The sequence below is a fragment of the Desulfuromonas versatilis genome (assembly GCF_019704135.1).
Lineage (GTDB): Bacteria > Desulfobacterota > Desulfuromonadia > Desulfuromonadales > NIT-T3 > Desulfuromonas_A > Desulfuromonas_A versatilis.
Map to the genome: position 1 here is coordinate 1,083,693 of NZ_AP024355.1, position 25,106 is coordinate 1,108,798.

A 25,106-nucleotide genomic window follows, 5' to 3' on the forward strand; every position below is an offset into this window, starting at 1 on the left:
TATGAACAAAGCACGCATTCTCCAGCTGATCATCGAGACCCTCGCCGCGGACCTCGCGGTGCTGTTCCAGGCGGCGAAAACCGCCCACGAGGCCGCCACCCACGAGGAGAACATCCCCGACAACAAGTACGCCACCCTGAGCCTGGAGGCCTCCTACATCGCCCAGGCCCAGGCCAACCGCGCCCAGGAAATCAAGGCGGCCCTCGACGCCTACCGCGGCCTGGAGCTGAAGGCGTTCGCCGAACAGGCTCCCATCCGCTTGAGCGCCCTGGTCACCCTCGAGGACGCAGACGGCGGCACCCGGATGGTATTCATCGGCCCCGAGGCCGGCGGTCTGAAGGTCAAGGAGGGGGGCCGCGAGATCGTGGTGATCACTCCGCAGTCGCCGGTCGGCCGGGAGCTGATCGGCAAGCGGCTGGGCGACGAGGTGGAGATGCGCGCCGGCGGTTCGGTGAAGCAGTACGAGATCGTCGCCATCTGCTGAGGCCTGCCGTCCGCCGCCCGGGATGAACTCGCCTTTGTCCGCGAAATTGCGCGGAAAAAAGCATTGCCGTGGCGGTGGCAATGGTGGTACAAGTAACCCGCACCTGAACCACAGGACTTGCCCCCTGTGGTTTTTATTTTTTGCTGACCAACCCTCACCCCGGCCTTCTCCCTGAGGGAGAGGGGGCTTTTCGGTGAACACCCATATTTTTTTCTAAGTAAAGGAAAGACGGAACATGATCAGCGCAGCCAACGTGGCCCTCTCCTACGGCAAGAGGGTCATTTTCAAAGACGTCAACATCAAGTTCAGCCCCGGCAACTGCTACGGGCTGATCGGCGCCAACGGCGCCGGAAAATCGACCTTTCTCAAAATCCTCGCCGGCGAGGTCGAGGCGGACAAGGGCGAGATCAGCGTCGGCGCCGGCGAGCGCATCGCGGTGCTGCGCCAGGACCAGTTCGCCTTCGACGAGCACAGCGTCTTCGACACGGTCATCATGGGGCACGCCCGGCTTTACGAGGTGATGGCCGAACGCGAGGCGATCTACTCCAAGGGGGAGTTCACCGAGGAAGACGGCATCCGCTCCGGGGAGCTGGAGGCCGAATTCGCCGAGATGAACGGCTACGAGGCCGAGTCGGAGGCGGCGGTGCTGCTCAACGGCCTGGGCATCCCCGAAGAGCTGCGCCACAAGAAGATGAAGGAGCTCGAGGCCGGGGACAAGGTGCGGGTGCTGCTCGCCCAGGCGCTGTTCGGCAATCCCGACGTGCTGCTGCTCGACGAGCCGACCAACCACCTCGATCTCAAATCCATCACCTGGCTCGAGGAGTTTCTCTACCGCTTCCCCAACACGGTCATCGTGGTCTCCCACGACCGGCATTTTCTCAACCAGGTCTGCACCCATGTCGCCGACATCGATTTCGGCAAGATCACGGTCTACGTCGGCAACTACGACTTCTGGTACCAGGCCAGCCAGCTTACCCTTAAGCAGAAGCAGGATGAGAACCGCAAGATCGCCGACAAGGCCAGCGAACTCAAGGAATTCATCCAGCGCTTCTCCTCCAACGCCTCCAAGGCCAAGCAGGCGACCTCGCGCAAAAAGCTGCTCGAAAAGCTGACCGTCGAGGAGATGCCGGTCTCCTCGCGCAAGTACCCCTTCGTGGTCTTCAAGCCCGAGCGCGCCTGCGGCGACATCATCCTCGAGGTCAAGGGGCTGAGTAAAACCGTCGACGGCGTCGAGGTGCTGAAGAATTTCGATCTGATCGTCAACAAGGGGGACAAGATCGCCTTCGTCGGCGGCAACAGCCTGGCCAAGACCACCCTGTTCCAGATCCTCGCCGGGGAACTCGAGCCCGATGCCGGCAGTTTCCGCTGGGGGGTGACCATCACCAACGCCTACTTCCCCAAGGAGAACAGCGCCTATTTCGACAACGAGCTGAACCTCATCGAGTGGCTCTGCCAGTTCCCCCCCTGCGACGGTGAGAGTTTCGCCCGGGGTTTTCTCGGGCGGATGCTCTTCTCGGGGGACGAGGCGACCAAGAAGACCCGGGTCCTCTCGGGCGGCGAGCGGGTGCGCTGCATGCTGGCGCGCATGATGCTCACCGGCGCCAACGCCCTGGTGCTCGACGAGCCGACCAACCACCTCGACCTGGAATCGATCACCGCGCTGAACAACGGGCTGATCGCCTTTTCCGAGGTGGTGCTGTTCGCCTCCCACGACCACCAGTTCGTCTCCACCGTGGCCAACCGCATCGTCGAACTGACCCCGGGCGGGGTGATCGACCGGGTGATGAACTTCGAAGAATACCTGGAGAACCCCGAGGTCGCCCGGCAGCGCGATGAGCTTTACCAGGGGCACGGCGAACTGAAGCTTTAGGAGGATTTAATCGGTGTTCGGACAGCAGCGAAAAGACATCCACCCCGGCCTGGCGGTGGCCGTGGTGCTGAAAAAGGATCAGCGCAGCGGCAAACTGACCGAGGGGGTCGTCAAGGACATCCTCACCAGTGCCCCCTATCACTCGCGGGGGATCAAGGTGCGGCTCGAGGACGGCCAGGTCGGCCGGGTGCAGGCGCTTATCAGTACTTGAAGTGTTTGATCTTTTCGCCCTTGCCGCCGATCTCGGTCATCGCCTCGATGCCGATGCGCAGGTGGGTCTCGGTCCAGCGCCGGGTGACCAGGTCGTCCGACTCCTCGGTCTTGACCCCCTCGGGGGTCAGCGGCACGTCGGAAACCAGCAACAGGGCGCCGCGGGCGATCTCGTTGTAGTGGCCGACGATGAAGATGGTCGCCGTCTCCATCTCGATGCCGATGCAGGTCATCTGCTGCAGGCGGGCGAGAAAGGCCTGGTCGTGCTCCCAGAGCCGCCGGTTGGTGGTGTAGACCACCCCGGTGCGGTACTCGTGGCCGTGCTGGGCGATCTTTTCCGAGACGAACTTGTGCAGCTTGAAGGAGGGGAGGGCGGGGACCTCCGGGGGGAAGTAGTCGTTGCTGGTCCCATCGCCGCGGATGGCGGCGATGGGCAGGATGAAATGGCCGATTTCGGTGGCTTTCTTCAGACCGCCGCACTTGCCGAGGTAGAGCACCCCCTTGGGTTTGCGGGCGATCAGCAGGTCCATGATGGTGGCGGCGTTGGCCGAGCCGATGCCGAAGTTGATGATGCTCAACCCGTGGTTGTTGGTGGCGGCCTGCATGGGGCGGTTCTCCCCGTAGACATCGCAGCCGAACTGCTCGGCGAAGCTGCGCACGTAGTTGTCGAAGTTGGTGAGCAGGATGTAGTCGCCGAAGCGCTCCAGGGGCATCCCCGTGTAGCGCGGCAGCCAGTTTCGGGCGATCTGCTGTCGGTCGGCCATAGGTCCTCCGCGGGTTCGGGTCAGCAGCAGGAGCCGCCGCCGGAGGCTTCGCCGGCGGGAGGGCAGGGGGAACAGTCGAAGGGCCCGAAATGCACCGAACGGTCGCCGTCGACGCGAAAGTGCGGGGCGAAGCGGGTGCCGCCGAGCATGTCGGCGGTGTTGCCGCAGACCAGCATCGGCTTGCCGGTGACGAAGAAGTGGTGGCCGTCCAGGGCGAAGCCGTGGGGCGCGTCGGGGATGCTCCCCAGGTAGGTGGCGACCTGGCCGTAGTCTTCGCAGATGTCTTCGAGGCTCGCGAGCTTGAAGGCGCGCACGGTGACGGAGTAGAAGTCGATCATCCCGGCCTTGCGCTCCAGGGCCTGGTTGTTGAGGGCGATGCGGCGGCTGGAGACCTTGCGGTAGTCGGGGCAGCCCAAGCCGGCGAGCAGCCGGCGGAAGTCCTCGGTGTAGAGGGCGCCGGCCAGGCACTCGCCGTGTAGCACCGGGTCGCGGCGCAGATCCTCGGGGATGCGCCGGCCGGCGAAGACGTCGGAGAAATAGAGCTCCCCGCCGGGCTTGAGCACCCGGAAGATCTCGGCGAAGACCCGCTCCTTGGCCGGGGAGAGATTGATGACGCAGTTGGAGACCACCAGGTCGATGGAGTTATCGGCGATGCCGGCGCTGGCCAGGTCCTCGATGTAGCCCTGGACGAATTCGACGTTGGGCTCGGCGAAGCCGAAGCGGCTGGTCTGCCGCGCCATGTGGCGGCGGGCGACCTCGAGCTGCTCGTCGGTCATGTCGATGCCGATCACCCGCCCCTTGGGCCCGACCAGCTTGGAGAGCAGGTAGACGTCGCGGCCGGTGCCGCACCCCAGGTCGAGCACCGTCAGCCCCTCGATCGCCTCGGGGATGGGCGAGCCGCAGCCGTAGAAGCGGTCGAGGATTTCCCCCTCGATCTGGGCGAGGATCTCGCGGTGGGCCCGGGGCATGGCCTCGGTGCTGCAGCAGGCGCTGGTCTTGAGGTCCTTCTGGCTCTTGAGGGTCTGGCCGTAGTACTGCTTAACGGCGGCGAGGGTGGTTTCGCGGTTGTCCATGGTCGGTATCTCCTGAATCAGGTTTTTCGGGGCCGGGGGCCCGTCAGAATTTCATCTTGGCGAATTGGGAGGCGGCCGAGGCCCGCACGGCGTCCTCCAGGGTGCGGATCCCCTTGGCTTCGAGCAGGGGGATCAGCTTGAGCAGCACCTCGGCGGTGACGATGGCATCCCCCAGGGCGGTGTGGCGGCCGACGATCTTGACGTTGAGCCGCTCGGCGATGCCATCGAGGGAATGGCTCTCGAGGTTGGGGTGGATCACCGAGGAGAGCAGCAGCGTGTCGAGCACCGGCTGGTCGAAGCGCACCCCAGCCTGCTCCTGCTTCAGCTGCAGGAACTTCATGTCGAAGGCGGCGTTGTGGGCCACCAGCACCGAGCCTTCGGCAAACTGGTGGAACCGGGGCAGCACCTGGTCGATGGTCGGCTGGCCCACCAGCAGCTCGGGCTGGATGCCGTGGATGGCCACCGACTGCGCGGGGACCGGCCGGCGTGGATCGACCAGCTGGTCGATGGTCTCGTGGTGGAGCAGGCGGTTGTTGACGATGCGGATAGCCCCGATCTGGATGATCTCGTCCCCCTCGGAGGGGTTCAGGCCGGTGGTCTCGGTATCGAAGACCAGGTAGGCCAGCTTGCGCAGGGATTGCGGGCCGAGCTTCTGCCAGCCTGGCTGGTGAAACAGGTCGAATTCGTAATAGATCGGTCGCTGTCCGGCCGGGGCGCGCAGCTCGATCCGCTCCTCCTCCGGCGCCGGGGCGGGCAGTTCGATGCGTACCTGGTGACAGGAGACGCCGCCGGGCGGCTCGATCCCCAGCGACCCGCCATGCTTGGCCACCACTTCGCAGAAACTGAGGATCTGCCCCTGGACGTTGGTGATCAGCGGTGAATTCTCCCAGTTGCCGAGCAGCTGCCGGCTGACTTCGCAGCCCGGCCAGGAGATGGTCAGGGCGGCCTTGCCGGGGGCGCAGCGCGAGAGGCGCAGCTGCATCTTCACCAGGTTCTGCTGTGGTTTCAGCAGTCCCCCCAGGTGGGAGATGGCCTGGACGATGGAGTAGCTGTCCAGTTTCAGCCACAGCCCCTCCTCGGCCTGGCAGTCGACCTCGATGGCAAAGCGCGCCGTGATGTTGCGCTGGATGATCTGCAGCAGGTTCTCGGCCAGCACGTCCTCCACCCGGCTCAGGGCCTGCAGGTGGCGGGCGTAGTTTTCCCGGGCCTGGGCCAGGTGCTGCTGCAGCGAGCGGGAGGCCCGGTCGATGTTGAGCCGGTACAGGCGCAGCTGCTCGGGCTTCAGTTCGGGATCGGTGAGGATGGTGGAGATCGACTCGCGGATCTCGCCGATGGCGGTCTGCAGGTCGTCGGTCAGGGACTGGATGAGCATGTCGCGGCGGGTGTCGGCCTCGATCTGCCGGGTCATATCCTCGACCGACAGGACAAAGCCCGATATCTGCCGGCGCTCGTCACGGGTGCCGAAAACCGGGGCCATGCTGACCCGCAGGCAGCGGCCCCCGTGCAGGGCGGTCATGAACCCGGAGACCGGTTTGCTCTGCCCCTTCTCCACCGCCTGCTGGAGCATCTCCAGGCCGTGGACGATGGGGTCGCGGTCGAGGATGCCGAACACCGAGCGCCCCAGACCGATCAGCCCCCCGGGCTGGGATTCGGCATAACCGCTGCGCTCGACGGGGCTCAGCAGCTGCTGGGCCTGGGGGTTGTAGAGCAGGATCTGCCCGTCGGTATTGCAGACCACCACCCCGCCCGGCAGTTCGGACATCAGGGCGGCCAGACGGTTGCGCTCCTCGGTCAGGTCGGCCCGGGCCGAGCGGATCTTCAGATCCACTTCGGTCTGCAGCCGGAGAAAGGCTTCGGCCGACTCGTTGATCACCTCGGTGAGGTAGATCAACTCCTTGGCGCCCCTGGGCTTGATGCGGTACTCGGGGTTGACCGAGGAGATCAGCCGCGTTTTTTCCGCCAGCTGAAGAATCGGGATGATGTAGTAATGAAACAGCAGGCTCACCAGGCTGCCGATGGCCATCACCAGCACCACCGCGCCCAGCAGCGGAAACGGCAGCAGCTTCTCGGCGAGCGCCTGGACGTAGAGCTGCTCCTCAAGCTCCAGGCTGAACCAGGAACCCAGAACGCTGGCCAGGATCACCCCGAAGATCAGGTTGACGATGGCGAGGAGAAAAATCCAGTATTTCAGCGATGGTCTCATGCATTCCGCGGGTCCCGGGCCAGCGCGGGCCGGGGGATGGAACAGGTTGAAAATTATCGGTTCTCATCATATGCCAATTTCCGCGGTGCGTCCATCCCCTGGCGGCCCGCGGGCGTTTTTTCAACAAAACGGTTGACAGACGTCGGCTTTTCTATTAAAAGAGCAGCTCGCAAGGGTTGCAGGCACGTAGCTCAGTGGGAGAGCACTACCTTGACACGGTAGGGGTCGGCGGTTCAATCCCGCCCGTGCCTACCATCCCTCCCCGGGGATGGACAACCGCGCGCAGGATAAATGCAGAGACCGGATCGGCCGCAACGGCCGCTCCGGTCTTTTTTTTTTCGGCAGTCCGTTCCGGGACACCCCGCGCCCCTTTCCTGGGATGCAGGATCTGGTATTGTTTCCTCAGAGCCCAGTCCGGCGATCTCCAACCACCCCAGGAGAGACCATGAATTCGCTCATCCCCGAGTACAATCCCCCCGACTTCGCCCGCCCCGAATTTGCCGAGGCCCCCGTGGTCAAAGTGGAGCCCGCCCCCCTGGACGGCGTGGTCCCGCAAAATTTTCACGGCACCTCCAACCACCCCGAATATGTGCACCTCGGGGCGGGCAGATGGATTCTAGCCGGAGAAAGCCGCATGGATAGCGTTCTGGTGCTGCGCGGTGAAACCCTCGAGGTGGTCGAGGCCCGACGGGTGAAGCGGGGCGACCCGGTGGTGGTCGGCCGCACCGAAAACGGCGAGGAGGGGATCTACGTCCACACCAGCGGTTTCACCTCTGCGGCCAGCGCGGCGGCGGACAAGTTCACCTTCCGCACCCGGGGCACCCGCGAGACTCCCTTCTCCCGCTCCTACGACGAGCTCTACCAGGTGCTGCGGCATGATCGCGACCAGGGCAACATCGTCTGGGTGCTGGGACCGGCGGTGGCCTTCGACAAGGACAGCCGCGACGCCATGCAGGGGCTCATCGAAAACGGCTATTGTCACGCCCTGCTGGCCGGCAACGCCCTGGCCACCCACGACCTTGAGGCGGGGTATTTCCGCACCGGTCTGGGGCAGAACATCTACTCCCAGGCCCTGCAGCCGCTGGGCCACTACAATCACCTGGACATCCTCAACGAGGTGCGCCGCGCCGGCTCCACCCGCCAGGCGATCGCCGAGCTGGGGATCCGCGACGGCATCATCTATGCCTGTGAAACGCAGAAGATCCCCTATGTGCTGGCCGGTTCGATCCGCGATGACGGCCCGCTGCCCGAGGTGATCGCCGATGTCTACCGGGCCCAGGATGCCATGCGCGTGCACGCCCGCAAGGCGACCACGGTGATGGCCCTGGCGACCCAGCTGCACTCCATCGCCTTCGGCAACATGGTGCCGAGCTACCGGGTGCTGGAAGACGGCAGGGTGCGGCCGGTCTTCTTCTACATCGTCGACATGACCGAGTTCAGCGCCGACAAACTGGCCAACCGCGGCTCGGCCCAGGCCATAGCCGTGCTGACCAACGTGCAGGATTTCATCGTCAATCTCTGGAACAACCTGAAAAAGCCCTGAGCCTGGGGCAGGGGAGGAGCGGCGGATGAAAGGGCAGGTGCAGATCATCGGCGTGCCGATGGACCTCGGCCAGTTGCACCGCGGGGTCGACATGGGCCCCGGCGCCATCCGCTACGCCGGGCTTCTGGGGCGGCTGGCAAGGCTCGGCTACCAGGTGCACGACCGTGGTAACCTGCCGGTCCCGGTGCGCGACTCCCTGGCCGACCAGCAGGAGCAGAACTATCTGCCGGCGATCCGCCAGGTCTGTGAAGCCACCTACCGCTCGGGCCGCGAGGCGCTCGAGCAGGGCGCCATCCCGGTGTTTCTCGGGGGGGACCATTCCATCGCCATCGGCTCCATCGGCGGGGTAACCCACAGCGCCCCCGCCGGGGTCATCTGGATCGACGCCCACGGCGATTTCAATACCCCCCAGACCTCCGACTCGGGCAACATCCACGGCATGCCGCTGGCCGTGTTGCTCGGAGAGGGGTTCCCCGAACTGGTGGATGTCGGGCGCCCGGGAGCCAAGCTGGTGCCCGGAGACGTGGTGCTGATCGGCATTCGCGATCTGGACCCGGCGGAGAGGTCCCGGCTGAAACAGAGCGGCATTGGCGTGTTCACCATGCGCGATATCGACGAGCGGGGGATGGCCGTGGTGCTGAAGGAGGCCTTGAAAAAGCTCGGCCATCGGCAGCGGCTGCACGTCAGCCTGGACGTGGACGCCCTCGAGCCCCACGAGGCCCCGGGCGTCGGCACCCCCTCACCGGGGGGGCTGACGTACCGGGAGGCGCAGCTGGTGATGGAGATCCTCGCCGACACGCGGCGGGTCGCCTCCCTGGACATCGTCGAGATCAACCCGATTCTCGATGATCGCAACCAGACCGCGCAGATCGCCGTGGCGCTGGCCGCCTCGCTGTTCGGCAAACGCATCCTCTAGCCACCTAAAGCAAAGGGCGGGCCCCTTAGGACCCGCCCTTTGCTGTCTTTGGTGGTAGGGGCAGGCCTGTGTGCCTGCCCTGGGCGGCCACCTGGGGCCGCCCCTACGGTTGTTTTCTCATTACGGCTCTTTGGCCAGTTCCGCGGCCTTGGCGAAGGCCGTTGCCATATCCGGCAAATGGGACAGCTCCGGGACCACCTGGATGTAGCGTATCGTCCCCTTTTTGTCGACCAGGACCACCGAGCGCGCCAGCAGGTAGATCTGGTCCACCAGCAGCCCGCTCGATTGGCCGAAGTCGGCCTTCTGGAAATCCGACAGGTAGAGGATGTCCTTGAACCCGGTTTCCTCGGCGAAGCGTGCCTGGGCGAAGGGGAGGTCACGGCTGATGGTGACCCGTCTGATGGCCGGCGGGAGTTTGCCGGCGGCTTCACCGAGGATGTGCGTCTGCCGCTCGCAAACCTGGGTGTCGAGCGACGGTACGATGCTCATCAGCAGCACCGAGCCCTGCATGTCGGCCAGGTCGACGCTGTTGAGGTTCGAGTCGACCAGGGGGACCGAGGGGAGCTTCTCCCCCACTTTGAGGGGGGTGCCGAGCAGGTTCAGGCTCAGGGTCCCGCCGCGGGTGACGGTTTCGCCGGGGTTGACCGAGCGGGTGTCGACGGGAATGACCGGCGCGCTGCTGGCGCACCCGGTCAGCCACAGGGCTGCCAGGCCGGCGAACACCGCGAGCAGCTGTTTGACTTTCATGGGTAGAATCCTCCTTGTTGTGGAATGACATCAATTCTACCCCGAATCGCCCGATCTTCAAAATTTTACCATCCCCCTCACCCCCGGGGGCCGTCCTGGCCTTTCAGGTAGCCCAGGGTGGCCGTCCAGAAGGAGAGGTCGTAGCGGGTTTCCTCGTAGAGCCGGGCGTTCATGATCGCCACCCCGGCGATCTCGGCCAGGGCCGAGAGAAAGGCGACCTCGTCCTGGCTGAATTGGCGCGGCGCGCCGGTGTAGAGACGCAGCAGCCCGATCACCCGGCGCTGGGCGATGATGGGCAGCGAGAGCAGCGAGGCGATCCCTTCGCGGGCCATCTCCTCGGGGTATTCGATACGCGGGTCGCTGCAGGCGTCCTCCACCAGCACCGGGCTCCCCTCGAGGTTTTCCCTGATGCTCTGTTCGGCATGCAGCGGCCCCTTGTCCAGGAACTGTTCGCTCAACCCCCGGGCGGCCAGCAGCTCGAGTTCGTGGGTCGTCTGGTTGATCAGGCGGATGGCGCACCCCTTGACCTTCATGACGATCAGCACCCGCTCGATGATCAGGGCCATGACCTCGCGCGAATCGAGGGTGGAGAGGATCGCCCGGGTGATCTCGTGCAGGGTCCGGAACAGTTCCAGGCTGCGGGCAGGGTCGATGGGGGCGAAGGAAAAGCATTTGAAAGCCTGGGTCGGCTCGATGTGCTGCTGCGGCAGCTCGATGCCGGTCTGCTGCAGCAGGCTGGAAAGCTGCACCCCGGCATCCCGGTAGATGCGGGCGTTGGCGATGGCCAACCCGCCCATTTCGGCCAGCGCCGAGGCGAATTCGATCTCCTCGCTGCTGAAATCCCTGGGCTCGGCGGTGTACAGGCGCAGCACTCCGATGACCTTGTCGCGGGCGGTAACCGGAACCGACAGCAGGGTGTTCAGGCCCTCCTCGCGCAGCTCCGCCTGGTACTGGATGCGTGGGTCGCGGAAGGCGTCGCGGATGTGGACCGCCTTGCCCTGCAGAACCTCGGGCATGCTGCGGTCCGAATCGAGGGGGCCCTTGTTCAGGTAGCGGTCGCTCAGCCGATAAGCGGCGGCCAACTCCAGGCGATGGCCCTGTTCGTCGACCAGGCGCAGGCTGCCGGCCTTGACCTCGAGAGCCTCCACCGCCTCGCGGACCAGGGCCTGGAGAATCTCCTCCAGGGATGAGGTGGAAAGGACCGCCTGGGCGGCTTCGAAAAAGGCGCGGAAGAATTCCTGGGTATGGGTCTGGGGCATGGTTTCACCTTGATGGAGGTTGCTGAGGCGCCAGGGTTGCGCGGCAAATCAAATATATCATAACGTTGTTTTATTGCTTTTGGCAATTTCTGGATCCGCGGCCTCGCAGCGGGCCCCGCCAGGCAGCAAACCGGCCAGGTTGCCCAGGTCGACCCCGGGTGCTGCGGTGAGCTTGACCAGCCCGGCGAGAAACTCGCCATGTTCCGGGTGCCCGGGCAGGTGCACCGCACGCCGCAGATATTCTCCGCGGGAAAACGTCCCCCAGTTGACCAGCCGGCTGAAATAGGCCCGGCAGCCCAGGCCTTGGGCCAGCGCGACGAAGAGGGGCATTTCCCGAAAATTGTTCCGCTGCACGACAAAGCTCAGCTTGAGGTCGATCGGCAGGCTCCGCAGAAACTCCAGGTTGTCCAGGAGGCGGGAGAAATCCCCGCCGCGGCGGTTGCGGGCGTAGGTGCTCGGGGTGGCGGCGTCGACAGAGACCTCGGCGCGGCGCACCAGCGGATGCAGCTGCGGCAGCGATTCCCAGGTCCGGCGGTTCCAGAGCTGGCCGTTGGTGTGCAGGCGGATTTCCTGCAGCCGGGGAAACAACCTGGGGCCGAGCTGGGCAAGCAGGTCCCGGTAGGCCGGGCTGGCAAAGGGGTCGCCGTAGCCGCTGAGGGTGATTTCCCGCACCGAGTGGGAAGCCTCGGCGATGATGCGCCGGGTGAGCGCCTCGGCGCGGCTGCGCTCTTCGCCGGAGGCCGAGTGAAAATCCTCGCGGCAGCTCGGACAGGCCAGGTTGCAGCTGCGATCGTAGCAGAGGTTGAGTTTCGCCGGCCCGAAGGGGAGCACCGACAGGCCCCGGTGGATGGCCTCGGCGCACTCCCCCGGAACCAGGGCGTCACGGGGCCGTACCGGAGCGCTTGAGGTCGCCAGCCGCGGGCAGCGTCGGGGACTGCAGCGGTGGAAGGAGCCGTTGAGGATGGTCTTGCGGATTTCCACCGCCGCCGGGCCGTTCCAGACCCGTTCGAGCGGCTCGGCGAGCAGGTTGCCGACGGGGGCCCTCAACCAGGCCGGGCAGCAAAGAAACACCTGGCCGCCCGGATGGATTTCACACCATTCGAAGGGACTCGTGCAGACCAGCGGGTTGGGGCGAACCGGTGTCGGGGGCATGGTGCCTCGGCGGACAGCAGGGTGTGGGTAAGCAGAATGGCTGATTTTCCCGGCAAAGGCAAGGGCTGCGGGGTGAATCATTTTTGGTTAAATTTGCGCTTGACAGCAAAGAGCGGGTTGGCTATCTTCTATGTCACGGAGATAAAACGATGTTTCGAGCTTTTCGGCAAATAATCAACCTGCTTCTGGTAGTCGTAGTCGTCGTACCCTGACGGCTCGCCGCTACCATGATTCGACAGCGAATTCAGGGAGCGCGGGCAGAACCCGCGCTCCTTTTGCCAATAACGACAAAAGGCCGCGGATGAACCCCGCGGCCTTTCGCATTTTCAACCAGCTCACGGGGAGGAGAGATCATGAAAAACGGAGCGCAGATTTTATTGGAATGCCTCAAGCGCGAGGGGGTGGACACCATTTTCGGCTACCCGGGGGCGCGCACCCTGCTGGTGCACGACGCGCTGATGGATGACCAGGATATCCGCCACTACCTGGTGCGCCACGAGCAGGGGGCGGCCCACGCCGCCGACGGCTACGCCCGCACCACCGGCAAGGTCGGGGTCTGCCTGACCACCTCGGGGCCGGGGGCGACCAACCTGGTGACCGGGATCGCCACCGCCTACATGGATTCGGTGCCGATGGTCGCCCTGACCTGCCAGGTGACCACCGCCGACATCGGCAACGACGCCTTCCAGGAAGCGGACATGGCCGGCATCACCCGGCCGATCACCAAGCACAACTACATCGTCACCGACGTCAAGGACCTGGCGCGCATCATCCGCGAGGCCTTCTATATCGCCCGCACCCGGCGCCCCGGGCCGGTGCTGGTCGACCTGCCCAGCGACGTATTGGCCGCAAAAATGGACATGGAGATCCCGGAAAAAGTCACCCGCCGCGGCTACCAGGAGCTGCCGACCCTCAACCAGAAGCAACTGAAACGGGCCGCCGAGATCATCAACAAGGCCAAGCGACCCCTGATTTACGCCGGCGGCGGCATCATCATGGCCGATGCCGTGAACGAGCTGCGGGCCCTCGCCGAGAAGGGGGACATCCCGGTGACCCACACCCTGATGGCCATCGGCGCCATGGACGCCGCTTCGCCCCACTCGATCGGCATGCTCGGCATGTACGGCGCCTACTACGCCAACCTGGCGGTGCATGAGTGCGACTGCCTGATCGCCGTCGGCGCCCGCTTCGACGACCGGGTCACCGGGCGGGTCGACACCTTCGCCCCCAAGGCGCGCATCATCCACATCGACATCGACCCTTCGAGCATCCGCAAGAACGTCACCGTCGAGCTGCCCATCGTCAGCGACGCCAAGCAGGCCCTGGCGGGGCTGCTCGAACTGATCAAGCCCGCCGAGCACAAGGACTGGCTCGAGCAGATCCACACCTGGCAGCGCGAAGCGCCCCTGCCGCGCCCCGAGCGGCCCGACCTGGTCCCCCACGAGATCATGGAGGCGATCCGCGAGGTGGCCGGCGAGGCGCCGGTGGTCGCTTCGGACGTCGGGCTCTCGCAGATGTGGACGGCGAACTACTTCGGTTTCGCCGGACCGCGCCAGTACATCACCAGCGGCGGACTCGGCACCATGGGCTACGCGCTGCCGGCGGCCATGGGAGCCGCCGTCGGCCACCCCGGGCGCACGGTTTTCGCCATCAACGGCGACGGGGCCTTCCAGATGAACGTGCAGGAGCTGGCGACCTGCTCCCATTACAACATCCCGGTCAAGACCATCATCCTCAACAACGGCAAACTCGGCATGGTACGTCAGTTCCAGAAGGTCTTCCTCAAACAGCGCTTTGCCGCCACCTGCCTGGGGCGCGGCGTCGATTTCTGCACGGTAGCCAAGGGCTTCGGGGTCAATGCCATCCGGGTCAGAGCGAAAGCCGAGCTCAAGGCGGCCCTGCGCAAGGCCATGGAGATTCCAGGCCCCGTGGTGGTGGACGTGGCCATCCACCCCGACTGCTACAGCTTCCCGATGGTTCCGCCGGGCAAAAAGACGGTGGAGGCGATCTTCTCCCCGGAGGACTGGGAAGGGTAGGCTCAGGCGACTGCGGGCCGGCGGCGCCGCCGTCTGCCCTGGCTGAGCAGCACCCCGCCGAAGACCAGGCCGCAGGCCAGCAGCTGGGAGAAGGTCAGGGTCTCGCCGAGCATCAGCATGCCGAGGGTCACGCTGAACACGGGGATCAGGTTGGTGTAGCCGGCGGCCTGGCTGGCCGGCACCCGGCTGAGGGCGAAGTTGTAGCAGGCGTAGGCGCCGAGGGTGATGAACACCCCCAGGTAGATGATGGCGACGACCGCGCCGGGGACGAAGGCCGTCGGCAGGGGCACCGCGGGCAGCAGCAGGAAGGGAAAGAAGAACAGGCTGCCGATGAAGGCCTGGATGGCGGTCAGAAACAGCGGCGGGTAGTTGGCGCTGAGGTGCTTGAGGGTGACGGTGTAGCCGGCGGCGCAGACCATGGCCAGAAACTCGTAGAAATTGCCGAGCAGCGGGTTGGGGGCGTAGTCGCTGCTTTCCCCGCCCAGGCTGAGCCAGCAGGCGCCGACGATTGCCAGGGTAAACCCCGAGAGGGTCTGGCGGGTGACCTTTTCCTTGAGCGCGGCCCAGGCCACCACGGCCACCAGCAGCGGCAGCATGGCGGTGATCATCCCGGCCTGGGAGGCGGTGGTGTTGGTCAGGGCCTTGGCTTCGAAGATGAAATAGAGGCAGGGCTCGCAGACCGCCATGATCAGCAGGAACTTGAAATCCGGCCGCCGGAAGCGGATCTTGCGGAAGCTGGGGATGAGGACCAGGAAGCAGAGACTGGCCACCAGCATGCGGCCGAAGATGACCACCATCGGGTGGTAGCTCTGGAAGGCCAGCTTCAGGGCGACGAAGGAACTGGCCCAGAGCAGCATGGCGAATATCAGGCTGGCGACCGGCAGCCAGTCCGAATGTAGTTTGCGCACCGCGAATCCCCCGTACAGTTTTGCCGAATCGGGTTTATGCACATCAACCCGCGGGGCGTAAAAATACCCCCGTCCGCCAAAAACTGCCAGCGAATTCTACATCGCGCCGGAACCAATGCTGGAAACCCGTTCCCGGCGGCGACCTGCCTAGCTTTTTTTGCCGGGGCCCCGCTTCTGGTCCCTGCGTCTTTTCGCTCCCCTCAGGCCGAAAAAGCACCCGGCGAGGGTCAGGGTCCAAATGGTCGCGGTCAGTACGATTTCCGAAGTGGTCATGGCGGGTCTCTCCCTTGGGTCAGCCGATCTTGCCGAAAAGCATAGCCAATCGGGTTGGAGTGGTCCTTGACCCCGGTCAAGAACCGTTTCGTTTTGTCGGCGGGATCGCTTGCTGTTGCGGTTTTTCGGCTTCTGGGCTAGGATGCAATGATTTGGCGCGGCTCGGGGCGGTCATCCGCGGCGCATGAAAGGGAGGGTGCGATGAGCATCGAAGTCTGGCTGAGCTATTTTCTGGCCGTGGTCATCCTGAGCGTTTCGCCGGGCGCCGGTGCGGTCAACACCATGAGCACCAGCATCCGCGTCGGCGTGCGCCGGAGCATTCCGGCCATCTTCGGGCTGCAGGCGGGGCTGGCCCTGGATATCCTGCTGGTCGGGTTCGGCCTGGGGGCCCTGGTGGCCTCCTCGGTCACGGCCTTCACCGTGCTTAAATGGGCCGGTGCGGCCTACCTGGTCTACCTGGGGTACCGCAAATGGACCGACCAGGGGACGGTGGAAATCAGCCGGGGACAGGCCGGCGAGGCCAGCGCCTGGAAAATGTTCAACCAGGCCGCCCTGGTCAACCTGACCAACCCCAAGGCCCTGGTGTTCCTGGTGGCGCTGTTTCCCCAGTTCATCGACCCGGCCCGGCCCCAGCTGATGCAGTTTTTCATTCTCGGCCTGACCCTGGTCGGGGTCGATATCCTGGTCATGTTCGGTTATGCTTCGCTGGCCTCGTCCCTGCGGCAACTGCTCAGCAGCCGTCGCCACATGCGCATCCAGAACCGCATTTTCGGCGGGCTTTTCGTCGGCGCCGGCGCCCTGCTGGCCTCGGTCAAGTCCTGAGGTCGCAGAGTCGGGGGCTTCACCGTTGCATCCGGCAATGAATCTGGTTTAGTTTAAGTCTAGAAGTCTGCTGCTCAAGGAGGAGGGGAAGATGATTCTTGTCAGGTTGAAGGACGGCACGTTCAAGAAGGTCCCCACCGATCTGCTGACCCGGATGATCGAATCGGAAGAGATCACCCACTTCCGGCGCACCGACGGCTGGGTCGCGGTCGGCAGCGATGCGGTGCGCAAGCGGCGCAGCCCCTTCTACCACGGCGAGGAGCGGCGCGGCTGGAAGCGCTTCCCCTGAGCGGATGATAGCGGAAACAAAACAGCGAAAGCCGGGCCCAAGGGCCCGGCTTTCGTCGTTCTGGGGGAAATCTCCGGCTTCCGCTAACCGCCCAGGTAGGCCTTTTTCACCTCGGGGTTGCCGAGCAGCTGCTCCCCGGTCCCCTCGGCGACGATGGTCCCGGTGTCGAGCACGTAGCCGCGGTGCGCCAGGTGCAGGGCGAGGTTGGCGTTCTGCTCGACCAGCAGCAGGGTCAGCCCCTCCTGGTTGAGCTTTTTCAGCGTGCGGAACATCTCGTACTTGAGCAGCGGCGCCAGGCCCATGGAGGGTTCGTCGAGCAGCAGGAAGTTGCAGCCGGTCATGATCGCCCGGCCCACGGCGAGCATCTGCTGTTCGCCGCCGCTGAGCGATTCGGAGCGCTGCTTCTTTCGTTCGGCGAGGCGGGGGAATAGGTCGAAGACCTTCTGGTAGTCCAGCTTGATCCCCTCGGCGTCCTTGCGGGCGTAGGTGGCCAGCTCCAGGTTCTCCAGGACCGTCAGGTTGCCGAAGATGCGCCTTCCTTCGGGGACCAGCGCCAGCTTGAGCTGGTCGACGATCACGTGGGGCGCCGTCTTGAGGATCGAATCGCCGCGCAGGCGGATCTCGCCGCCCACCACCCGCGGCGCCTCCGGCGGGGGGAGGCGGGCGATGCTGTAGAGGGTGGTGGTCTTGCCGGCCCCGTTGGCGCCGATCAGGGTGACGATCTCCCCTTCCTTGACGTGGAAGGTGATCCCGTGCAGGGCCTGGATGTTGCCGTACTTGACTTCCAGGTTTTCAACCGAGAGCAGCATCAGATATTGTCGTCTCCAAGATAGGCGGAAATGACCGCCGGGTGATTGCGAATTTCCTCGGGGGTACCTTCGGCGATGGTTTCGCCGAAGTCGATGACCTTGATCCGTGAGCAGAGCTGCATCATCACGTCCATGTGGTGCTCAATCATCAGGATCGTGACCTCGAACTTCTGGTGGATCCAGCGCACCAGGCGGATCAGCTCCAGCACGTCCTGCGAGTTGAGCCCGGCGGCCGGCTCGTCGAGCAGCAGCAGCTTGGGGCGCACCGACAGGGCCCGGGCGATCTCCAGCTTGCGCTGGGTGCCGTAGGGGAGGTTGCGCGGCAGTTCATCGGCGAAATCCGCCAGTCCCAGCGCCTCGAGCAGCTCGTGGGCGTACTCTTCGATCTCCTTTTCCCGGCGCTGGTAGCGCTTTGAACGCCACAGGCTGTCGACCACGCCGTAGCCCAGCCAGTGATGCTGGGAGATGCGGATGTTGTCGAGCACGCTCATCTCGTTCCACAGCCGGATGTTCTGAAAGGTGCGCGCCACCCCCAGGGCCGTGACCTTGTGCGGCTTGCGCCCGGCGGTGTCGACCTCGTTGATCAGGATCTGCCCCTCGCTCGGCTGGTAGAAGCCGCTGATCATGTTGAACACCGTGGTCTTGCCGGCCCCGTTGGGCCCGATGAGGCCGGAGAGCTCGCCCCCCTCGAGGGTGAGGTTGAAATTGTTGACGGCGCGCAGCCCGCCGAAGCTCTTGCCCAGGTTCTTGATTTCCAGTACCGCCATGCCTTGAGATCTCCCTTCGCGCCTTACTTGAACCGGTAGAAGCGGCGCAGCCGCGGGAACAGGTGCTGCAGCTCACGGTTGCCCATGATCCCCTCGGGGCGGAACTGCATGAGGATGATCAGCAGCAGCGGGATGACGATCCACTTGATGATCTGCAGTGGGCGCAGCGCCTCGAGCAGCAGGGTGAAGAGCACCGCCGAGAGGACCGATCCGGAGAGCGAACCCATGCCGCCCAGGTAGACCATGACCAGCACCTCGGTCGACTTGAGGATGGTGAAGGAGCCGGGGTTGACGTAGCCCATGATGTGGGCGAACAGCCCGCCGGCGATCCCCGCCAGCCCCGAGGAGAGCATGAAGGCGACCATCTTCATCTTGTTGGTGTTGACGCTCATGATCTCGGCGGCGACCTCGTCCTGGCAGATGGCCGAGACCCCCTTGCCGTAGGTGGAGGAGACGAAGCGGCGCAGCACGAAGACGCAGAACACGGTGAAGATGAACACCCACATGGGCATCCAGGGCAGATAGGCGACATCCTCCATGGCCCGCACCACCCCCTTCATCCCCATGAAGCCGCGGGCGCCGCCGATCACCCCCATGTTCTCTATCGCGCTGATGACGATGTAGTTGGCGGCGATGGTGATGATCGCCAGGTAGTCGCCGCGGGTCTTGAAGGAGGGGAAGGCGACCAGCAGCCCGGCCAGGGCCGCGGCCGCCCCGCCGGCCAGGATGACCAGCGGAAAGCCGTAGATCGCCAGGTCGGGGGAAAGCAGCGGCTCGCCGAAGACCCGGTCCTTGGCGAACAGCAGCACGCCCAGCACCGAGGAGACGTAGGCGCCCACCGCCATGAAGCCGGCGTGGCCGCAGGAGAACTCGCCCATGTAGCCATTGACCAGGTTGAGGCTGGTGGAGAGGATGATGTTGACCCCCATGAACATCAGCACCGAGAGGGCGTAGAGGCCGATCAACTCCTCGTGGGCCGCGTAGCTGAAGGAGAAGAAGGCTGCGGCAAGAATGGCGGGGATGGTGTATTTCTGCATAGAGGTTTCCGTAAAGTAAGTCTTGTCAGATCTTGGTGGTCTTCGCCACCCCGAACAGACCGGTCGGCTTGAAGGTCAGGATGACCAGCAGCACCGTGAAGGCCAACAGGTCGCGGAAGGTGGAGGGGAAGACCGCCACCACCAGGATTTCCACGGCGCCGAGCAGAAAGCCGCCGAGGAAGGCTCCGCGGATGTCGCCGATGCCGCCGACCACCGCGGCGATGAAGGCCTTCCAGCCGATCAGCGCGCCCATGTAGGGCTCCAGCACCGGGTAGCTCATGGCAAACAGGATCCCCGCCAGCCCGGCGAAGGAGGAGCCGAGCACGAAGGTGGCGACGATGATGGTGTCGATGGGGATGCCCATCAGCGGCACCGCGAACTTGTCGTAGGAGATGGCCCGCATGGCCATGCCGACCCGGGTCTTGGTGACGATGAAGTGCAGCAGCACGAAGACCAGGATGGCAGTCAGGATGACCGCCAGCTTCAGGTTGGTGAAGCTCACCCCGCCGACGTTGTAGACCGTCTCGGGGATCATCGCCGGAAACGCCTTGCGGCTGGCGCCGAGCAGGGCCAGGTTGCCGTGCTCCAGCATCAGGCCGGCCATCAGCGCGGTGATGACCACGTAGAGCCGGTTGGCTCCCTTGCGTCGCAGCGGGCGGTAGGCGACCCGCTCCAGGGTTACCCCGACCGCCGAGGTCAAAATCATCGTCAGGGGGATGACCAGCACCAGCGCCGCCCAGCCGGGCAGCCCGGCGGCGGTCAGCAGGAAGGTGGCCACGAAGAAGGCGATGTAGGCGCCGACCATGAAGATGTCGCCGTGGGCGAAGTTGATCAGGGTCAGCACGCCGTAGACCAGGGTGTAGCCCAGGGCGATCAGGGCGTAGAAGCTCCCCCACTGCAGGGCGTTGAGGATGTTCTGAATGATCGTGGCAAGCAAGCTTAGATTCCTTTAAATGGCAACCGCAGAAGGCAAAATGGCAGGCCGGATTACCCGGCCTGCCACTTCGCGTCAGTTTGTTACGGTCTCTCGATGGGGTTCATCAGGGGCAGACCGACTTGGTGAAGACGAATTCGCCCGAGTCGCTGATCTTGACCACCACGGCGCACTTGACCGGGTCGCCCTGCTCGTCGAACTTCATGGTGCCGGTGATGCCGTCGAAGCTCTTGATGGCGGCCATTCCTTCCTTGACCGCCTGGCGGTCGCGGCGCAGTTTGCCGGTCAGCTTACCGGCCTCCTGGATCCCCTGCAGCACGATGCGGGTGGCGTCCCAGGTCAGCGCGGCGACGTCGTCGGGGACGTTGCCGTATTTGGCGGTGTAGCGGTCGATGAACTCCTTGGTGGCGCCGGTGGCGCCGGCCGCGGCGTAGTGGGTGGAGAAGAACAGCCCTTTGCAGTCGTCGCCGCACAGCTCCATCAGCTCCGAGGAGCCCCAGGCGTCGGAGCCCATGAAGGGACCCTTCCAGCCGAGCTGGTGAGCCTGCTTGACGATCAGCGCCACCTGGTTGTAGTTGTCGGGAAGGAAGATGAAGTCGGGCTTGGCGGCGATGATCTTGGTCAGCTGGGCGCTGAAGTCCTGGTCCTTGGTACCGTGGCTTTCAAAGGCCAGCACGGTCCCTTGGCCCATTTTCTTTTCGAAGACTTCCTTGAAGATCTCGGCCAGGCCCTTGGAGTAGTCGTTGGAGAGGTCGTAAAGCACCGCCGCGGTCTTGGCGCCGAACTGCTCGACGGCGAAGTCGACGGCCACCGGACCCTGGAACGGGTCGAGGAAGGCGGCGCGGAACACCCAAGGGCGATCCAGGGTGGTGTCGGGGTTGGTCGACCAGGGGGAGATCATGACGGTTTCGTTGTCATTGGCGACCTGGCCGGCGGGAACCGCCTGCTTGCTGGAGTTGGGGCCGACCATGGCCAGTACTTCGTCTTTTTCGATCAGTTTCAGCGCGGTGGTGACGGCCGATTCGGCCTTGGCCTCGTTGTCCTCGTAGATGAACTCGAGCATGTACTTCTTGCCGCCGACTTCCAGTCCGCCCTTGCCGTTGATGTCTTCCTTGAGCATCTCTGCGGAGAGCTTGGACGACTCGCCGACCTTGGGGATGTCACCGGTCAGCGGGATGTTGAAGCCGATCTTGATGGTGTCGGCCGCCAGGGCGGGCGCCGCCGCCAGGGCCAACAGGGAAACCAGCGCCACCAGTTTCATTTTCTTCATGTACTCCTCCTGAATAGGGGTAAATAAGAAATCCCATCGGGCGTAACCGGGAACCGCCCCCGACAAGGCAAGACTAAGTGATTTTGATACAATGAAACATTGGGAAATGTCAAGCTAACTTGCGTACTTCACGGCGGACCGGGCGATATTCAGCGGCCGTCTGGTGATGCCGGGGGGGCGTTTCGGTCATTAGCCCGACGCCCTGGTTCGCTTGCGCCCCGGGGATGCGAACAAAAAGGGCCCGGGTGAACTTGCATCTCCACCGGGCCCCGTTGCTGGCTCAGCAGGGCCACGACCTTGTGTCCCGCTGGTTAAATTTCCAATATTTATACCCGGGACGGGGAGGCGGGTCAAGGTTAATCCACCCACCCCTCAGGGCAGAATGGGACCCTGCTCGGCAGGGTTGCGGGCGGCGGCCGATATGAGTAGAATGTCGCCACTTCCCCCAGGAAAGGCGATTCATGGAAAACAAGATGGTCCTTATCACTGCCGCCGGCCCCGACCGGCCCGGCATCATCGCTGCGGTCACCGGCAACATTGCCGCGGCCGGGGCGCGCATCCGCGACATCGAGCAGACCGTGACCCACACCCTGCTCTCGCTTTCGGTGCTGATCGATTTTCCCACCGGCGAAAGCGACCAGAAGCCGCTGATCAAAGACCTGCTGTTTCTGGCCAAGGAACTCGGCCTGGACCTCGACTTCCAGGTGCTTGACGAGGTCGAGTACCGGCGCAAGAGCAACCGCTTCTCCTATGTGCTGACCATCCTCGGCGGCGAGGTCAACGCCCGTGCCTTGGCGCGGGTGTCGGCGGTTCTTGCCGAACACGAGGTCAACATCGAGCGGATCTCCAAGCTCACCCAGGGGCAGCTGCGCTGCGTGGAGTTTCTCGTCACCGCTCCCGAAACCCTCGACGTCAAGGCCATGACCCGCAAGCTGCTGCACGCCGGAGCCAACCTCGGGGTCGACATCGCGGTGCAGAAGGAGAGCCTCTACCGGCGCAACAAGCGCCTGGTGGTGATGGACATGGACTCGACCCTGATCCAGATCGAGGTCATCGACGAGCTGGCGCGCCTCGCCGGGGTCGGCGAGCAGGTCGCTGAAATCACCGAGCGGGCCATGAACGGCGAACTCGATTTCCAGGGGGCCCTGCGCGAGCGGGTCGCGCTGCTCAAGGGGCTCAAGGCCGAGGCCCTCGAGCAGGTCTACCGCAACATCCCCTTCACCCCCGGCGCCAAGAACCTGGTGCGCATCCTCAAGCGTCTGGGCTTCAAGACCGCGGTCATCTCCGGGGGCTTCAAGTTCTTCACCGACCGTCTGCAGCAGGAGCTGGGGCTCGACTACGCCTACGCCAACCAGCTCGAAATCGAGGGCGGGCAAGTCACCGGCGGGGTGGTGGGGACCATCGTCGACGGCGCCCGCAAGGCCCAGCTGCTCGAGGAGATCGCCCGCCAGGAGGGGGTCACCCTGGACCAGGTGATCGCCATCGGCGACGGCGCCAACGACCTGCCGATGCTCGACAGGGCCGGGCTGGGGATCGCCTTCAACGCCAAGGCGCGGGTCCGCGAGCAGGCCAACTACCATATCAACCAGCAGAGTCTCGATTCGATCCTCTACCTGCTCGGGCTCTCCGAGCGGGAGATGGAGGAGATCGCCGGGTGAGGCTGCCCGAACCTCTGCTCGATGGGACCCTGGTGCGCCGCTACCAGCGCTTTCTCGCCGACGTGCAGCTGGCCGACGGCACCCTGGTCACCGCCCATACCCCCAACACCGGCAGCATGAAGCAGTGCGCGGTGCCGGGGCACCGGGTGCTGGTCTCGCTCAGCGACAACCCCAAGCGCAAGCTGCAGCACACCCTGGAGCTGATCCGGGTGAACGGCCACTGGGTCGACACCCACACCCACCGCACCAACCGGGTGGTGGAGGAGGGGCTGAAAACCGGGCGGATCGCGGAGCTCTCCGGCTTCAGGGTGAGCCCCGAATACCCCTTCGGCGGCAGCCGCATCGATTTTCTGCTGGAAAACGGCGCCGGCCGGGCGCTGGTGGAGGTGAAAAACGTCACCCTCTGCTGCGAGCCGCAAACCGCCTGCTTCCCCGACGCCGTCACCACCCGCGGCCAGAAGCATCTGCGCGAGTTGATGGAGGCCGTCCGCCAGGGGTACCGCGCGGTCATCTTTTTCCTCGTCCAGCGCGGCGAAGCCGCCGCCTTCACCCCCGCCGACGCCATCGACCCCGAGTACGGCCGCCTGCTGCGCGAAGCCGCCGCAGCCGGCGTGGAGGTGCTGGCCTACAAGAGCCTGGTGTCGCCGAGGGAGAACCGGGTCGGCGAGCGGATTCCGGTCCTGCTATAATTCTCGGACTCCTGACTCCTGACTCCTGACTCCTGACTCCTGACTCCTGACTCCTGACTCCTGACTCCTGACTCCTGACTCCTGACTCCTGACTCCTGACTCCTGGTTTCCCATGCGCGCCGTCGGCCTGATCACCGAATACAACCCCTTCCACAACGGCCATCTCCACCACCTGCAGCGGAGCAAATCTGTCGCGGATGCGGAAGTCGCCGTGGCGGTGATGAGCGGGCATTTTCTGCAGCGCGGCGAGCCGGCGCTGGTCGACAAGTGGGTGCGCACCGAGATGGCCCTGGCCGCCGGCGTCGACCTGGTGCTGGAGCTCCCCTTTCCCTTCGCCTGCAACAGCGCCCCCTACTTCGCCCAAGGCGCGGTGCAGGCCCTCGATGCCCTGGGCGGGGTGGAGAGCGTCTGCTTCGGCAGCGAATCGGGGGAACTGGGCACGCTGGAGGGCTGCGCCCAGCTGCTGCTCGACCAGGAAGAAACGCTCGCCGGGCGGACCGGGGAGCTGCTGCGTACCGGGGTCGGCTACCCGGAGGCCCGGGCCCGGGCCTCCGGCGAACTCTCCCCATCCCCCGCGATTGGCGACCTGCTCGCCACCCCCAACAACATCCTCGGCATCGAATACCTCAAGGCCCTGCGCGCCACCGGCAGCGCCATCCGCCCCCTGACCATCCCGCGCATCGGCGCCGGTTATCACGACGTGGAGGCGGTGGGCGAAATCGCCAGCGCCACCGGAATCCGCCGGATGGTGGACGCCGGGACGCCGGTCGAGGCATTTATCCCCTCGACCTGCCGGGCGCCGCTGCTGCAGGCACTCGCCGAGGGGCGGTGCCTGGATACCGAGAGCCTGCACCGGCTGCTGCTGGCCCGGCTGTTTCGCGGTGCCGAATCGCTGCGCGGGCTCTATCAGCTGGAGGAGGGGATCGAGACCCGCCTGGTCGAGGCTGCCGAGTCCAGCACCGGCTACGACGGACTGGTGGGGAGCGCCAGGCCCCGCCAGTTCACCCGGACCCGCATCCAGCGCCTCCTGGCCTACCTGCTCAACGAGGTGAGCGCGGCGCAAATGGCGGATTTTCTGGCGTGCGGCCCGCTCTACCTGCACCTGCTGGGCAGCAGCGCAAAAGGACGGGAGTTCCTGAGCGCCAACCGCAAGCAGTTCGCCCTGCCGCTGGTGCAGAACTATTCGCGGGTGCGGGCGATTCTCAAACGCCACTATGGGAGCAGAAGCCAAGCCTTCCGGGTGGCCGAAGCGATGCTGGAGCTGGAGCTGCGCGCCACGCGCAACTACACCCTGCTGATGCGCCGCTGGCCGGGAGGGCACCGCAATCGGGATTTTTTCGAGCCGGTGCGTTTCGGCTGAGGACCAAATTGAAAAAGCCGGGGCGTTTCCGCT

General features: G+C 64.9%; 23 protein-coding genes and 1 tRNA gene. 12 read left to right on the forward strand and 12 right to left on the reverse strand.

Features of this window, described 5'->3' with window-relative positions; translation table 11 throughout:
- Position 1 precedes the first annotated feature (1 nt).
- From DESUT3_RS04750 to DESUT3_RS04760, 3 genes are all read left to right on the forward strand, one after another.
- The gene (locus DESUT3_RS04750) at positions 2 to 484 is read left to right on the forward strand and encodes a GreA/GreB family elongation factor (RefSeq protein WP_221251309.1); all 483 of its coding nucleotides are present in this window, start codon (positions 2 to 4) and stop codon (positions 482 to 484) included.
- 235 nt (positions 485 to 719) lie between these two features.
- Entirely contained in the window at positions 720 to 2,354 is a 1,635-nt protein-coding gene (locus tag DESUT3_RS04755) for an ABC-F family ATP-binding cassette domain-containing protein (protein WP_221251310.1), read from the forward strand.
- 13 nt (positions 2,355 to 2,367) lie between these two features.
- Positions 2,368 to 2,565 carry a YwbE family protein gene (locus DESUT3_RS04760; RefSeq protein WP_221251311.1) on the forward strand — a complete coding sequence of 66 codons (198 nt, stop codon included), beginning with the start codon at positions 2,368 to 2,370 and terminating at the stop codon, positions 2,563 to 2,565.
- Here DESUT3_RS04760 and DESUT3_RS04765 read toward each other — a convergent pair.
- From DESUT3_RS04765 to DESUT3_RS04775, 3 genes are read right to left on the reverse strand one after another with little or no spacing between them, the layout of a single operon-like run.
- Positions 2,555 to 3,328: an AMP nucleosidase gene (locus tag DESUT3_RS04765; protein WP_221251312.1), complete on the reverse strand. Its 774-nt coding sequence runs from the start codon at positions 3,326 to 3,328 to the stop codon at positions 2,555 to 2,557. The two genes, DESUT3_RS04760 and DESUT3_RS04765, sit on opposite strands and share 11 nt — an antisense overlap.
- Before the next feature lie 20 nt (positions 3,329 to 3,348).
- The gene (locus DESUT3_RS04770; RefSeq protein ID WP_221251313.1) at positions 3,349 to 4,401 is read right to left on the reverse strand and encodes a methyltransferase domain-containing protein; all 1,053 of its coding nucleotides are present in this window, start codon (positions 4,399 to 4,401) and stop codon (positions 3,349 to 3,351) included.
- 43 nt (positions 4,402 to 4,444) lie between these two features.
- Positions 4,445 to 6,604, reverse strand: coding sequence for a 3'-5' exonuclease (locus tag DESUT3_RS04775; RefSeq protein WP_221251314.1), 2,160 nt, complete (start codon positions 6,602 to 6,604; stop codon positions 4,445 to 4,447).
- 180 nt (positions 6,605 to 6,784) lie between these two features.
- Here DESUT3_RS04775 and DESUT3_RS04780 point away from each other — a divergent pair.
- From DESUT3_RS04780 to rocF, 3 genes are all read left to right on the forward strand, one after another.
- A tRNA-Val gene (locus DESUT3_RS04780) sits at positions 6,785 to 6,859 on the forward strand.
- 190 nt (positions 6,860 to 7,049) lie between these two features.
- Complete coding sequence (locus DESUT3_RS04785; protein ID WP_221251315.1) at positions 7,050 to 8,147, forward strand: ornithine cyclodeaminase family domain; 1,098 nt, start codon at positions 7,050 to 7,052, stop codon at positions 8,145 to 8,147.
- Positions 8,148 to 8,172: 25 nt separating this feature from the next.
- Positions 8,173 to 9,063, forward strand: coding sequence for an arginase (rocF, locus tag DESUT3_RS04790; RefSeq protein ID WP_221251316.1), 891 nt, complete (start codon positions 8,173 to 8,175; stop codon positions 9,061 to 9,063).
- Between the two features lie 120 nt (positions 9,064 to 9,183).
- On the opposite strand, the gene tpx is transcribed toward rocF, so the two are convergent.
- The 3 genes from tpx to DESUT3_RS04805 all read right to left on the reverse strand — a co-directional run bounded on the left by tpx (position 9,184) and on the right by DESUT3_RS04805 (position 12,221).
- Entirely contained in the window at positions 9,184 to 9,810 is a 627-nt protein-coding gene (tpx, locus tag DESUT3_RS04795; RefSeq protein WP_221251317.1) for a thiol peroxidase, read from the reverse strand.
- Positions 9,811 to 9,887: 77 nt separating this feature from the next.
- Positions 9,888 to 11,069, reverse strand: a complete 1,182-nt coding sequence (locus tag DESUT3_RS04800; RefSeq protein WP_221251318.1) for a GAF domain-containing protein — start codon at positions 11,067 to 11,069, stop codon at positions 9,888 to 9,890.
- Between the two features lie 57 nt (positions 11,070 to 11,126).
- On the reverse strand, positions 11,127 to 12,221 hold the full coding sequence (locus DESUT3_RS04805; protein ID WP_221251319.1) for a radical SAM/SPASM domain-containing protein: 1,095 nt from the start codon (positions 12,219 to 12,221) through the stop codon (positions 11,127 to 11,129).
- 353 nt (positions 12,222 to 12,574) lie between these two features.
- On the opposite strand from DESUT3_RS04805, the gene ilvB reads away from it, so the two are divergent.
- Positions 12,575 to 14,257: a biosynthetic-type acetolactate synthase large subunit gene (gene ilvB / locus DESUT3_RS04810; RefSeq protein WP_221251320.1), complete on the forward strand. Its 1,683-nt coding sequence runs from the start codon at positions 12,575 to 12,577 to the stop codon at positions 14,255 to 14,257.
- 2 nt (positions 14,258 to 14,259) lie between these two features.
- On the opposite strand, the gene DESUT3_RS04815 is transcribed toward ilvB, so the two are convergent.
- Positions 14,260 to 15,165, reverse strand: coding sequence for a DMT family transporter (locus DESUT3_RS04815; protein ID WP_225911628.1), 906 nt, complete (start codon positions 15,163 to 15,165; stop codon positions 14,260 to 14,262).
- A gap of 474 nt (positions 15,166 to 15,639) precedes the next feature.
- Here DESUT3_RS04815 and rhtB point away from each other — a divergent pair, with 474 nt between their 5' ends.
- Positions 15,640 to 16,260: a homoserine/homoserine lactone efflux protein gene (rhtB, locus tag DESUT3_RS04820; protein ID WP_221251321.1), complete on the forward strand. Its 621-nt coding sequence runs from the start codon at positions 15,640 to 15,642 to the stop codon at positions 16,258 to 16,260.
- Between the two features lie 91 nt (positions 16,261 to 16,351).
- Positions 16,352 to 16,549 (forward strand): GSU3473 family protein, encoded by a 198-nt coding sequence (locus DESUT3_RS04825; RefSeq protein ID WP_221251322.1) that lies wholly within the window; start codon positions 16,352 to 16,354, stop codon positions 16,547 to 16,549.
- An 83-nt stretch (positions 16,550 to 16,632) separates the two neighbouring features.
- Here DESUT3_RS04825 and DESUT3_RS04830 read toward each other — a convergent pair whose 3' ends face one another.
- From DESUT3_RS04830 to DESUT3_RS04850, 5 genes are all read right to left on the reverse strand, one after another.
- On the reverse strand, positions 16,633 to 17,358 hold the full coding sequence (locus tag DESUT3_RS04830; protein WP_318835988.1) for an ABC transporter ATP-binding protein: 726 nt from the start codon (positions 17,356 to 17,358) through the stop codon (positions 16,633 to 16,635).
- Positions 17,358 to 18,125: an ABC transporter ATP-binding protein gene (locus DESUT3_RS04835; protein ID WP_221251323.1), complete on the reverse strand. Its 768-nt coding sequence runs from the start codon at positions 18,123 to 18,125 to the stop codon at positions 17,358 to 17,360. Before DESUT3_RS04835 ends, DESUT3_RS04830 begins: the two co-directional genes overlap by 1 nt.
- 23 nt (positions 18,126 to 18,148) lie before the next feature.
- Positions 18,149 to 19,162, reverse strand: a complete 1,014-nt coding sequence (locus tag DESUT3_RS04840; protein WP_221251324.1) for a branched-chain amino acid ABC transporter permease — start codon at positions 19,160 to 19,162, stop codon at positions 18,149 to 18,151.
- A 25-nt stretch (positions 19,163 to 19,187) separates the two neighbouring features.
- Positions 19,188 to 20,099 (reverse strand): branched-chain amino acid ABC transporter permease, encoded by a 912-nt coding sequence (locus tag DESUT3_RS04845; protein ID WP_221251325.1) that lies wholly within the window; start codon positions 20,097 to 20,099, stop codon positions 19,188 to 19,190.
- A gap of 103 nt (positions 20,100 to 20,202) precedes the next feature.
- Positions 20,203 to 21,366 (reverse strand): ABC transporter substrate-binding protein, encoded by a 1,164-nt coding sequence (locus DESUT3_RS04850; protein WP_221251326.1) that lies wholly within the window; start codon positions 21,364 to 21,366, stop codon positions 20,203 to 20,205.
- A 461-nt stretch (positions 21,367 to 21,827) separates the two neighbouring features.
- On the opposite strand from DESUT3_RS04850, the gene serB reads away from it, so the two are divergent.
- The 3 genes from serB (at position 21,828) to DESUT3_RS04865 (ending at position 25,073) form a co-directional block, all read left to right on the forward strand.
- On the forward strand, positions 21,828 to 23,024 hold the full coding sequence (gene serB / locus DESUT3_RS04855; protein ID WP_221251327.1) for a phosphoserine phosphatase SerB: 1,197 nt from the start codon (positions 21,828 to 21,830) through the stop codon (positions 23,022 to 23,024).
- A complete protein-coding gene (sfsA, locus tag DESUT3_RS04860) occupies positions 23,021 to 23,713 on the forward strand; it encodes a DNA/RNA nuclease SfsA (RefSeq protein ID WP_221251328.1) in 693 nt (230 codons plus the stop codon). Before serB ends, sfsA begins: the two co-directional genes overlap by 4 nt.
- Positions 23,714 to 23,825: 112 nt before the next feature.
- Positions 23,826 to 25,073 carry a nucleotidyltransferase gene (locus DESUT3_RS04865; protein ID WP_221251329.1) on the forward strand — a complete coding sequence of 416 codons (1,248 nt, stop codon included), beginning with the start codon at positions 23,826 to 23,828 and terminating at the stop codon, positions 25,071 to 25,073.
- Positions 25,074 to 25,106: the final 33 nt, after the last annotated feature.